An 11870-nucleotide genomic window follows, 5' to 3' on the forward strand; every position below is an offset into this window, starting at 1 on the left:
AGGCTAGCTGCGGGGAACGCGCACCGTCTCGAGGTGTCCGTCATCGAGACGGATCTCCCCGTCGGCCTGCGCCGCGGCCTCGGGGTCGTGGGTCGCCATGACGACGATGGCCCCGCGCTGCGCCTCCGCCCGGAGCAGGGCGAGGACCTTCTCGCGGTTGTCGTGGTCGAGCTCGGAGGTGGGTTCGTCCGCCAGCAGGACCCGGCCGCGCAGCGCCAGCCCACGCGCCACGGCGACGCGCTGCTGCTGGCCACCGCTCAGCTCCTCCGCGAGGTGGCTGCCCGACTCCTCGAGCCCCACGGACGCCAGGGCCTCCTGCACCCTGTGCCGCGCCTCCTGGGCAGGGATGCCGCGGGCCAGCAGCGGGAGCTCGAGGTTCTCCTGGGCGGTGAGCAGCACCGCGAGCGCGCTGCCCTGGGGGATCACCTCGATGCCGAGACCGGCACCCTGCGACCGGTCGGTGACGAGGTCGTCCCCGAGCCGCACCGCACCCTCGGCCGTCACCGCACCGGCGATCGCCCACAGCAGCGAGGACTTGCCGGCCCCGCTGTGGCCCGTGACCGCGATGAACTCGCCCGCGTAGGCGTCGAACGACGCGGCGTCGACCGCCACGGTGTCGCCGTACCGGACGGTGACGGCGTCGATCACCAGCGGCGGCGTCTCGAGGTCGTCGTCAGCCATCGGTCGGGCCTCCGTCCTGGGGGATCAGGGTCCAGACCCCGTCGACGTGGTGGACCCGGACGAGCGCGCCGGGAGGGAACGCGTCGACCGCCGCGGCCGGCAGCGGCAGGGACCCGTCCGCCGACACCACGGCATACTCCTCACCCGCTCGGCCCTCGCTCCCGACCCGGCCGTCACGGATGGTGACGGTGCGCGGCAGGCGCGCAGCGACATCGGGGTCGTGGGTGACGACGACGATCGTGGTCCCCCACTCCTGGTTGACCCGGTGCAGGGCATCGAGCACGACGTCGCGCGAGGTGTGGTGCAGCTGGCTGGTCGGCTCGTCGCCGAGGAGCAGGCCGGGACGGCTGGCCAGCGACACCGCGAGGGCGGCGAGCTGGAGCTGGCCGGGCGGCAGCGAGTCGAGCGGAGCTGTCGCGGCGCCGTCGAGCCCGACGAGCTCGAGCACCTCGCCGGCTGACGGGACCGCGCGCCCCGCCTTCCTCGCGGAGCGTTGGGCGAACTCGACGTTCTGGCGGGCTGTGAGGTAGGGCAACAGGTTTCGCACGGCGCCCTGGAGGATGATGCCGACATCGGCCGCCCGGAAGCGGTCGAGCTCCGGCTCGGTCATCGTGGACAGCTCGTGCTCCCCCACCCGCACCCGCCCCGCACTCGGACGCATCAGCCCGCCGAAGAGGGTGAGCAGCGTGGACTTGCCGGCCCCGGACGGACCGAGCAGGCCGACGACCTCGCCGGGGTCGACGACGAGGTCGACGCCGGACAGCGCGGCGACGTCGTGGCCCTCGGCGCGGTAGATGTGCACGAGTCCGCGGGTGCTGACCCCGAGCCCGTTCACAGCGACTCCCTGATGCGTCGCAGGGCGATCCGCCGACCGCACCCGACTGCGGCAGCCGCCCCGACGGGCAGCAGGACCAGGAGGCAGGCGAGCGTGGCGAGCAGCACCGCCGGCACCGACGGCGTGATCTGGACCGCGGGGACGGGGGTGCCCGGGTCGTCGAACAGCGGCAGCAGCGGCATCGCCACGAGTGCGGAGACCGCACCGCAGACGGTGCCCACGGCGGTGCCGACCCCGACGAGCAGGGCCTGTTCGCGCACGAGGGCGCGGCGCAGCACGGGCAGTCGCACCCCGGCCATGTGCAGGGCCGCCAGGTCGCGAGCCACGACGCGCCAACCCGTCACGGTCATGACGATGACGACCAGCGCCGCGAGGACGAGCGCCATGAGACCGGTGAAGACGGCCAACCGCACGCCCCACCCGGACCCCGAGGTGTCGAGGCGCTTCTTGGCGGCGTCGTAGGTGTTGGTCCGCAGCACGCCGATCCCGTTGTCCCGCAGACCTGCTCGGACCTCGTCGACCTGCCCGGAGTCCCGGAGCCACACGGAGAGCGTGCCGCCGGAGGTCAGCGTGCCACCGAGGCGCGTCAGGGTGGAGTAGTCCACCATCACCCCTCGGGCGCCGACGACCGGAAGGGCCGCGGGGCGCTGCGCTGAGGCCACCGTCAACGGTGCACCCGTGAGGCTGGACGCGGTGAACGAGCCCGGGGTCCCCCCGGGAGGCACGACTCCGGCCAGGAGGCCGGGCACCGTGGCGGGGACGTCGCCATACGTGCGACCGACGGCGACCCCGCTGCTGCTGAGGCGGAACTGCATCGTGTCGGCCGCCGGGCTGGTGAGGTCGAGGGCGTCGGTGGTGCCGCTGGAGACGGGGACGAACGGGTTCCAGCTGCCTGGGTCGGAGATGCCCACGGACGTGCCGTCGACACCGAGCCCGCTCACGGTGACCGTGCCGGACACCGACTTCGACGCGCGGTCGGTGGGCCGGAAGTCGATGCCGGCCAGGCGACAGGTGTCCGGGCACAGCAACGGGGTCGACAGGACCCGGCTCCCGGAGCCGTTGGCGGGGAACGTCGTCACCTGCCGCACCAGGGCGGTGCCGTCCGGACCCGTCACCAGAAGCCGCATCTCGACCGGCGCGAGGTCGGCGGCCGGCGAGGGGCCGGCGAGGCTGTCGGACTGCGACGAGAGCTGCCAGGTCACCTTGCCGGTGATCTGCTGCCCCTCGAGGACGACGGTGCCGACCGGGGGTGGCTTCAGCGCGGACAGGCGCAGCTCCTGCCCTGCCGGGACGTAGGCCACGGAGGCGAAGTGCTCGGCGTCCACGGCGATGGTCGGGGTGGACCCGGCTGCCGTCTGCCGGATGACGGCCACCGGGGTGACGCGGTCACCGGTCGGGTCGATCGAGCGAGCGGCCTTCGCCAGGGTCGTGGGGTTGACGCTGTCCGTCTCGAGGACCACCGGGGCGCCGGTCTGGAGCTCGGCCCGGGAGGTCCAGTTGCGGTTGGCGACGACGACGGCGTTCGCCGCGAACACGGTGAGCGCGACGGCCACGCTCACCACCGTGACGACCTTGCGCATCGCCGGTCGGCGCTGGAGCCCGAACGCGGTGAGCGCAGGGCCGATCTGCCCCCGGGACAGGTTCGCCCGGCCCGTCGCCCGGGCGACCGGCACCGCGAGGCGGGAGACGACGAGCCCTCCCGCCAGGGCCACGAGCGTCGGGGTGAGCAGGGCGAGCGGACCGGTGAGGGTCCGTGTCGCCAGCCCGACGATCCCGAACACCGCGAGCGCCACCGCGAGGATGTCGACCACGGCGAACGCGCCGGCCCGACCGGGTGACACCCGCCGCAGGAGGGCCGAGATCGCCTGCCGTTGCAGGGGACGCACGGCCACGACGATGGCCACGGCGCAGACGAGTGCGGCGAGGCCGACGGCCACGAGTGCAAGCACCGGGACCTCGAAGGGCACACCGGGAGCCAGCAGCGTCCGCCGCACCGCCTCCGACAGCAGGACCGCGAGCCCGAACCCCAGGGGCAGCCCCATCGCCACGGTGAGTCCCAGCTCGGCCATGACCAGTCGCCCGGCGCCCTCCCGGCTGCGTCCTCGCAGTCGGGCGAGGGCGGCCTCGGGGCGGCGCTGCTCGACCGCGGCCTGCGCCACGAGGAGCAGGATCGCCCCGGCGAGCAGCGCCAGCTGGGCCATGAGGAGGGGGACGATGACCCGCAGCTGCTTCTGGCCACCCGACACCGCCTGGATGACGAGGGGCAGCTCGCTCTCGACGAGCAGGCCACCTTGGCTGGTCGTGCTGGCCTTCGCGCCGATCACGCCGATGACCTCGTCGAGGTTGTCGACGGACAGCAGCTCGCGGCGCAGCGGGAAGCTCAGCGTGGACGTCACCTGCCCCCAGGCCGCGTCGAAGGTGTCCTCGGTGGTGACGAAGTCGTCGATCGCCGGGACGGGCTCGGTGCCGACGACCACGAGGGTGCCGGACTTGCCGTCGAGCGTGGTGCGCAGCCAGTAGGACGCGTCGGGTTCCACCTCGTAGGCGCCGACGACCTCGAGCGTGGCCTGCACGTCCGGTGGCCGGGGGTAGACGTTGCTGTCCGGCCCCGGGACGGGCGTGGTGAACTCCTGCCCGAGCTGCCAGCTCCAGGCCTTCTGGTCCTTGGCCGAGACGAGGACCTCCCCGGCGGCCGTCGGGCAGCGGCCGGTGGTGAGGGTGAGGTGCGCGCACACGTCGCTGCGGGAGACCATCCGCCCCGGCGACGGCTTGAGGCCGGTCCGCGGCACGATGTCGACCAGGTCCGACATCTGGCCGATCGGCGCCGAGTAGAGCGCCTTGACCTGCGCGGGGACCGAGGAGGAGAGGTCTGCCGGACGCAGCTCGGGGTTCACCGGCGACCTTCCCCCGCGCGCGACGAGCGCGGTGTCGGCAACCGGGGCCCCGTCCACGGCGGACCTCAGGAGGGACTGCTCGAGGGAGCGTTCGTAGAGGGGCGCGAAGACCGCACAGGCCGTGACCAGGGTCGAGAGCAGGACGAGCACGATCGCCTGCGCGCGGCGGTAGCGGATGGCTGCCCACACGACCGATCGCCTCCCCTGCTGCGCTGCTGGTTCGTCCTGGTGGTCACCGGACGCCGGCTCATCCCCGACGCCCGGACCGACCCTAGGGCGAGAACGTGCGGCTGGAGAGCACGTTCCGGCAACGATTCACGGTGTCAGCACCGCAGGCAGGAACTACTCCTGTGCTTGTTCCTGCGCATCGATGGCCGCCTCGAGGCGGTCGAGCTTGCCGGTCAGCTCGCCGGTGAACCCCTCGCGGATGTCGGCCTTGAGGACGAGCGAGACGCGCGGCCCGTAGGCGGCGACGGCGTCGACCGCGCCCTTGACGACGGCCAGGCACTCGTCCCACTCCCCCTCGATGGTCGTGAACATCGAGTCGGTGCGGTGCGGCAGGCCGGAGGCGCGGACGACGGCGACCGCCGCAGCGACCGCCTCACTCACCGAACCTGTGGAGTCTGCGGCGACGGACGGGGCGACGGAGAAGGCAACGAGCATGCGTCCACCGTATGCCGCGTGGCTGCGTCCGCCGCGGCCCCACCCCACGAGGGGCCCGGGTCAGTCGACGTGGCGCTGGTAGGCCAGCAGGGCCTCGACCCTGACGAAGCCGAGCTCCTCGTTGACCCCGACCATGTGGGCGTTCTGCTCGGCGTTGCACGTCTGAACCCGCTTCGCCTCGGGCGCCACCCGCGCCAGCTCCTGCAGACCGCGCACCTTGACCGCCATGCCCAGCCGGTGGCCGCGGTGCTCACGGCGCACGAGGGTGCCCCACTGCATGACCTCGTCCGGGTCGTCGCGAGACAGGACGAGGTCGTTGTAGGCGACCACCTCGCCCGCCGGGCCGATCGCGACGGTGTGGATCATCGTCCGCCCCTGCTCCGCCATGCGGTCGAGCTCCTCCTGGTAGGTCTCCGGGCTGAGGGACTCGGGCTCGAACTCGACGTCACCGGTGGGGGCGTCGACGGCGAGCTGGTTCCAGCAGTCGCAGTACGACTGGCGCAGCTCCTGCGGCAGCCTCTTGACGTAGGACTCCACGCGGTAGTCCACGTGCCGGGAGGCGGCGCCTGCGGCCAGCTCCTCCAGCCGGCTCGCGGCGAGCGGCAGCTCGAGGATGCGACGGATCTCGGTGTTGGCGTGCGCGAACCCGTGCTTCGCGGCGAACCGGACGTGGGGATGGTCCTCACCCGCGTCGTCCGGCACGTGGCTCTCCACCAGGACCGTCGACCTGCCCTCCTCACGGGTGCGCTCGACGAGCTGCTCGACCAGCGCCCCACCGGCACCGCGGCGGCGCAGGCGCGGGTGGACGTCGACCTCGCCCCACGTGAAACGGGTGTTGTCGAGCAGCGGGAACCACTGGAGGGCGAGTCCGGCGACCTCGCCGTCGACGAGGGCGACCCACGGCTCGAGTCGCTCCATGGTGCTCGGCGCCCGCAGGTCCACGACGAGCTCGCGCAGCGACATCCGCTTGGCCCACGGACGCCCGTGGTTGCGCGACGCCGTCATGGCGACGTGCGCTGCAGCGACCTCGGCGTCGTCCTCCACGGCCAGGGCGCGCACGACGACCTCGCCCCGGCGTCCCGCCGGGTCGGCGGTCGTGCTCGTGGGGTGCGCGGTGCTCGGTGCGGTCATGGCACGAGTGTCTGCCCACGGCGGCCGACGCCACAACGGGTTTATGCGTCCAGCAGGGTCAGGTGGCCGACGGTCCCGGGGGTGCGGTCTCCGGGTGGCCTCGGTGCCTGCGCCACTCGTCCTCGAGGACGGCCATGAGCACGGAGTCGACCCACCGACCGTCGAACCGCAGCGCGTCCCGCCGGGTCCCTTCGACGACGAAGCCCACCTTCTCGTAGGCGCGTCGCGCGCGCGGGTTGAAGCTGAACACCTCGAGCGACACCCGGTGCAGGCCCAGCCGGTCGAACGCATGGGCCAGGACGAGCCGGGTGGCCTCGGTCCCGAGGCCCCGGTCACGACCGGGTGGTCCCAGGAGGATCCGGAAGTTGGCACTGGCGTCGTCCTGCTCCCACTCGTTGAGCACGACCTCCCCGACGCACCTCCCCGTGGCCCGGTCGACGACCGCGAGGTCGAGGCGGTCGGTCTGCTGGTTGCGCGTGGAGTACCAGTCACGCAGCACGTCGGGGTCCGGTGGCTCGGCGGCGTCGGCGCTCGAGTGGAAGGAGCCGGTGAGGCGGCCGACCTCCGGGTCGCCGACGGCCTCCGCCAGCGCTGCCAGGTCACCGTCCTCGAACGGGCGCAGCACGACCTTCTCGCCGGTCAGGATCGGCTTCTGCGCGAAGGTGGCTGCACGGTCTGCCACGGTTCAGCCCGGCTCGACGCCGAGGTCGAAGTCCCAGCGCCCGTCCTCGCGTCCGGCGGCGAGGAGGGCGAGGAGCGACGGCGCATCCACCTCGGGCGGCACGTCGGCGGCCACCAGCCCGAAGCTCGTCTCGTGCGCCCGACAGCCCAGTCGCGCCAAGGCCTCGACGACCACGTCGAACGACGTCTCACCGAGGGGGACGACCCGCACGACACCATGGCCGGACTCGAGCAGCACGTCGGTCACCCACCACTGGCCGTCCTCGACCTCGACGACCGAGACGATGTCCTCGACGGCCAGGCCGCTGGTGAAGACGGGGGTGCCGACGATCGTGCACGCCCCGTCAGGGCGCATCACGGCGTCGAGCTCCTCGGCCTCGTACGGCGGGTAGCCGTCCTCGTCCTCCTCCAGGGCGACGAAGACGTGGACGGGGCGGCCGCTGTGGTCCTCGGCCACGGGTCCGGTCACGCGGAGTCGTCCTCGGTGAGGTGGGCGTGGACCAGGGCGACGGTGGCGGCACCCTCCCCGCTGGCGGAGGCGACCCGCTTCATCGAGCCGGCCCGGACGTCGCCGGCCGCGAAGATGCCGGGCACGGTCGTCTCGAGGGCCGCCGGCGGCCGCCCGCCGGTCCACAGGTGCTTGGGCACCTCGCGCCCGGTGTAGACGAACCCCCGCTCGTCGCGGACCACGGAGTCGGGGAGCCAGTCCGCGCAGGGGTCGGCTCCGAGCAGGAGGAAGAGGCCGTCCGCGTCCACGCGGACCGGCCCGTCCTGACCGGTCAGCTCCAGCCACTCGAGGTGCCCGTCACCGCCTCCGTCGGTGACCCGGGTCGAGGTCCGCACCGAGATGCGGGACGTCGCGGCGATCTCACGCACGAGGTAGTCCGACATCGTCGAGGCGAGGTCGGCCCTGCGGACCAGCAGGGTCACCGATCGGGCGTACCGGGCGAGGTGGACGGCGGCCTGTCCGGCGGAGTTGCCTCCCCCGACGACGAACACCTCGCGGTCCTCCATCTCCCGCGACGCGCTCGTCGCGGCGCCGTAGTAGACGCCGAGCCCGACGAGCTCCTCGAGGGCTTCGATCCCCAGTCGGCGGTAGCGCACCCCGGTCGCGACGAGGACCGCTCGCGCCCGTAGCGGCCCGCCCTCGGTCACGACGGTGTGGGCTCCTCCCGGCTCGGAGGCGGGCACGAGGGACTCGGCCGACAGGCCGGTGTAGATCCGCGCCCCGAACCGGGTGGCCTGGAAGCGCGCCCGCTGCGCGAGCCGCATACCGGAGATCCCTCGGGGGAAGCCCAGGTAGTTGCGGATCATCGAGCTGGTGCCGGCCTGTCCGCCGACCGCGTCCTCCTCGAGGACCACGGTGTCGAGCCCCTCGGACGCGCCGTAGACGGCGGCCGCGAGCCCTGCCGGACCGGAGCCGACGACGACGAGGTCGGCGACGTCGTCGTCGTCGACGACCTGCGGCGAGCCGTAGACGAGGCGGGCGACCTGGCGGGCGGTGGCGCCCTCGAGGACGGTGCCGACACCGAGCCCGCCGGAGGCCACGACCGGGAAGGCCGGGGCCGCGCCGCTCTGGACCGAGGGCAGCCCACCCAGGACCGTGCGCCCGACCTCGCTGTCCGGGCGGTGGACGCGGTGCGGGATGCCCATCCGGTCGAGGAAGTCGCGGATCCGCGCCACCTCCGCCGAGCTCCCCAGGTCGACGATCTGGACCCCCTCGACCTCGGGGGTGGAGGCGGTCCAGCCCCAGTCCGAGAGGTACTCGGTGACCGCGGTGTGGAACTCCTCGTCGCGCGGGCCCTGCGGGATGAGCAGGTACGTGTCGATGCGCCCCTGCTGGAGCGCCTCGCGGAGCTTGGGGAGGGAGAGCGCGAAGTCACCCCGGGCCGTCAGGCAGATGCGTCGGGCCGTCGGGAGCAGGGCGTGCAGCTCGTCCATGAGGGCCAGGCCGCTGTGGTGCTGCCCGACCCCGAGCCCGTCCCCCTCACCGCCTTCACCGTCCTCGTCACCGCCGTTGTCACCGGGCAGGTGCCAGCCGATCCCGAGCAACGCCACCGGCTGACCCTGCTCGATGGCGTCGGCGACGACTTGCCGAGCACCGGAGACACTGTCGGCACAACAGATGTCGTAGTCCCGGGCGTAGCGCGCGAACTCGCTGTCGACGGTCGGCAGGTGCTCGGGGGCGACGACGAGCACGAGCGCCGGCCGGACGCGCGCAGGCGGCGTCGTGGTCCCGGAGACGGCCGCCGTGGTCACTTAGGCCTGGCCGTCGCCGCTGATCAACCACGAGTCACCCTTGGGCTCCACCGTGATCCGGTGGACCTCCTGGGACTCGCCACCGTCCTCCTTCTTGAAGGTCAGCTGGACGATCACGGTGCCGGCCGAGGCATCGGCCTGCGTCTCGCCGACGTCGACCGACTTGATGGTCGACCAGAACGCCTCGTACCCGTCCCGGCCGCCCGTCTGTCCCTGGTAGGCGGGCGTGAGCATCGCGAATGTGTCGTCACGCTTGTTCTTCTTCGTGACCTCGGAGTAGTAGCCCTGGATGAAGCTCTCGAGGCCGTCGTTGTCAGGCGCCGGGGCGGTCGTGGTGGTGGTCGTCGACGGGGGCTTGGTCGTCGTCGTCGTGGTCGTGGTGGTGGTGGTGGTGCTGCTCGTGCTGCTCGACGTGCTGCTCTCCGACGTCGAGCTCGACGACGGGGTCTCGGTGACCTGCGGTGCCGTCGTCGTGGCCGGCGGGGTCGCGGTCTCGTCGGTGCCAGAACCGCTGGGGCGCATGAGGATCCACGCCAGCGCGACGATGCCGAGCACCGCGAGCCCGACGAGGATCGGGACCAGGGGCGAGCGCCGCCTGCGGTCCTCCTCCGGGTCCCGGTCGACGGGTCCGCCTCCGACGCCCGCAGGCGGCCCGGCCGGCGGCGGGTCGTCCGCGTAGGGAGCGGGGGCGGCGGGAGCAGGAGCGGCCGGCTCCATCCGCTGCGTGGACTCGACCGGCTCGGGGATGAACTCGGTCGCGGCGGCGCCACCGAGGGCGGCCGCAGCGACCCCAGCGCCTGCGGCTGCGGCCGCTCCGCCACCCGGGGTGCTGCCCGCGGGCAGGGCCAGCGTGGTGTCACCGGCAGCGATGTCGCGCAGCCTGGCCGAGGCGGTGTCCATGTCCCAGCGCTGGAGCGGGTCGGCGGCCATCATGGCGGCGATGGCACCGCCCAGCGGGCCGGCCTTCTCCATGGGGCGGGCCTCGCCGGAGGCGATGGCCTGCAGGGTCGCGAGCGGGTTCGCCTGCGACTCGTAGGGTGGCTGACCCTCCACCGCGTAGAACAGGGTCGCGCCGAGCGCCCACACGTCGGAGGCCGACGTCGGGTCGCCGCCGCGGGCGAGCTCGGGCGAGAGGTAACCGGGCGTCCCGGTCATGAACCCGGTCTGCGTCAGCTGGTCGTCGGCCTGGGCCCGGGCGATGCCGAAGTCGCTGATCTTCGGGGTGCCGGCCTGGTCCATGAGGATGTTGCCGGGCTTGATGTCGCGGTGGACGATGCCGCGCTCGTGGGCGCGGGCCAGGGCGCCGGCGACCGCGCTGCCGATGGCGGCAGCCCGGGTCGGGGACAGGGCCCCGCTGTCACGGATCGTCTCGGCGAGGCTCTGCCCCTGGACGTACTCCATGACCAGCCAGTGCGCGTCGTCCTGGTCGACGATGTCGTAGACCCCGACGGTGTTGGCGTCGTTGAGGGAGGCCGCGATCCGGGCCTCGCGCATGGCTCGGGCCGCAGCGGCGGGCTCCCCCGGCAGGGCTCCGACGCGCTTGACCGCCACCTCACGGCCGAGGACGGTGTCGAGGCACAGCCAGACCGTGCCCATCCCGCCGCTGCCGATGGCGCGCACGACCTCGTAGCGTCCGGCGATGACCTCGGGCTGCACAGGGATCCTTTCGTCGGGTCGCGGACCACCCTATGACGTGACGCGGGGCCGGGACACTCCAGCGCCCCGTGGCCCGCCTGCCTGCGGGGAGGTGACGCGGCGATCAGCGGAGGGCGGCCACGACCTGGTCGGCGGCGGCATACGGGTCGGTGCTCCCGTCCACGACGCGGCCGGCGAGCTCGTCCACCCCGCTGCCGTGCCGCAGGTCGCCCATCCTGGCCCGCAGCTGCTGGAGGGCGATGGCCTCGATCTCGTCGCCGGCGCGGCGGACCCGGCGTTCGCGCAGGGTGCCGGTCTCCTCCATCCACGCGACGTGCTTGTCGAGCGCCTCCATGACCTCGTCGATCCCCTGTCCCTGCGCGGCGACCGTCTTGACCACGGGCGGGCGCCAGAGGTTCGGCTCGGTGCGGTCGCCGAGGGAGATCATGTGGCGGATGTCGCGGACGGTGGCGTCGGCGCCGTCGCGGTCGGCCTTGTTGACGACGAAGAGGTCGCCGATCTCGAGGATGCCGGCCTTGGCCGCCTGGATCCCGTCGCCCATGCCGGGCGCGAGCAGGACGATCGTCGTGTCGGCGAGGCCCGCGATCTCGACCTCGGACTGCCCCACGCCGACCGTCTCGACGATGATCACGTCGCACCCAGCGGCGTCGAGGACGCGCAGCGCCTGCGGGGTCGTCCACGACAGGCCGCCGAGGTGGCCGCGGCTGGCCATCGAGCGGATGTAGACCTCGGGGTCGAGGACGTGGTCCTGCATCCGGATCCGGTCACCGAGGAGCGCCCCTCCCGAGAACGGTGACGAGGGGTCGACCGCGAGGATGCCGATCCGCTTGGCCCGGGCGCGGAAGGCCGCCACCAGCGCGTTGGTCGAGGTCGACTTGCCGACGCCGGGGCTGCCCGTGACACCGATGATGTGCGCGTTGCCGCTGTGCGGGGCCAGCGCGGCCATGACCTCGCGCAGGGCGGGGTGGGCGTCCTCGACGAGGCTGATCAGGCGCGCGACGGCGCGGGGCGAACCTGCCCTGGCCGACTCGACCAGGGCAGGGACGTCGACGGTGCGGGGAGCCAAGCGG

At 73.3% G+C, this 11870-nt stretch carries 10 protein-coding genes; all 10 read right to left on the minus strand.

Annotation, left to right across the window (positions count from 1 at the left end; genetic code table 11):
• Positions 1–3 precede the first annotated feature (3 nt).
• The 10 genes from ABD286_RS17090 to meaB all read right to left on the minus strand — a co-directional run bounded on the left by ABD286_RS17090 (position 4) and on the right by meaB (position 11866).
• Positions 4–681, minus strand: coding sequence for an ABC transporter ATP-binding protein (locus ABD286_RS17090; protein ID WP_344195691.1), 678 nt, complete (start codon positions 679–681; stop codon positions 4–6).
• On the minus strand, positions 674–1516 hold the full coding sequence (locus ABD286_RS17095) for an ABC transporter ATP-binding protein (RefSeq protein ID WP_344195693.1): 843 nt from the start codon (positions 1514–1516) through the stop codon (positions 674–676). The genes ABD286_RS17090 and ABD286_RS17095 overlap by 8 nt, the downstream gene beginning before the upstream one ends.
• Positions 1513–4599 (minus strand): FtsX-like permease family protein, encoded by a 3087-nt coding sequence (locus ABD286_RS17100; protein ID WP_344195695.1) that lies wholly within the window; start codon positions 4597–4599, stop codon positions 1513–1515. Before ABD286_RS17100 ends, ABD286_RS17095 begins: the two co-directional genes overlap by 4 nt.
• A 153-nt stretch (positions 4600–4752) precedes the next feature.
• Complete coding sequence (locus tag ABD286_RS17105) at positions 4753–5073, minus strand: thiamine-binding protein (RefSeq protein ID WP_344195697.1); 321 nt, start codon at positions 5071–5073, stop codon at positions 4753–4755.
• Between the two features lie 60 nt (positions 5074–5133).
• The gene (locus ABD286_RS17110) at positions 5134–6204 is read right to left on the minus strand and encodes a GNAT family N-acetyltransferase (RefSeq protein WP_344195699.1); all 1071 of its coding nucleotides are present in this window, start codon (positions 6202–6204) and stop codon (positions 5134–5136) included.
• 58 nt (positions 6205–6262) lie between these two features.
• The gene (locus ABD286_RS17115; RefSeq protein WP_344195701.1) at positions 6263–6886 is read right to left on the minus strand and encodes a GNAT family N-acetyltransferase; all 624 of its coding nucleotides are present in this window, start codon (positions 6884–6886) and stop codon (positions 6263–6265) included.
• Between the two features lie 3 nt (positions 6887–6889).
• A complete protein-coding gene (locus ABD286_RS17120) occupies positions 6890–7354 on the minus strand; it encodes a DUF4265 domain-containing protein (protein ID WP_344195703.1) in 465 nt (154 codons plus the stop codon).
• Entirely contained in the window at positions 7351–9144 is a 1794-nt protein-coding gene (locus ABD286_RS17125) for an NAD(P)/FAD-dependent oxidoreductase (RefSeq protein ID WP_344195705.1), read from the minus strand. The genes ABD286_RS17120 and ABD286_RS17125 overlap by 4 nt, the downstream gene beginning before the upstream one ends.
• Complete coding sequence (locus tag ABD286_RS17130) at positions 9145–10800, minus strand: protein kinase domain-containing protein (RefSeq protein WP_344195707.1); 1656 nt, start codon at positions 10798–10800, stop codon at positions 9145–9147.
• Positions 10801–10903: 103 nt separating this feature from the next.
• Positions 10904–11866, minus strand: coding sequence for a methylmalonyl Co-A mutase-associated GTPase MeaB (meaB, locus tag ABD286_RS17135; protein ID WP_344195708.1), 963 nt, complete (start codon positions 11864–11866; stop codon positions 10904–10906).
• Positions 11867–11870 lie beyond the last annotated feature (4 nt).

This window comes from Pedococcus aerophilus (genome assembly GCF_039532215.1).
Lineage (GTDB): Bacteria > Actinomycetota > Actinomycetes > Actinomycetales > Dermatophilaceae > Pedococcus > Pedococcus aerophilus.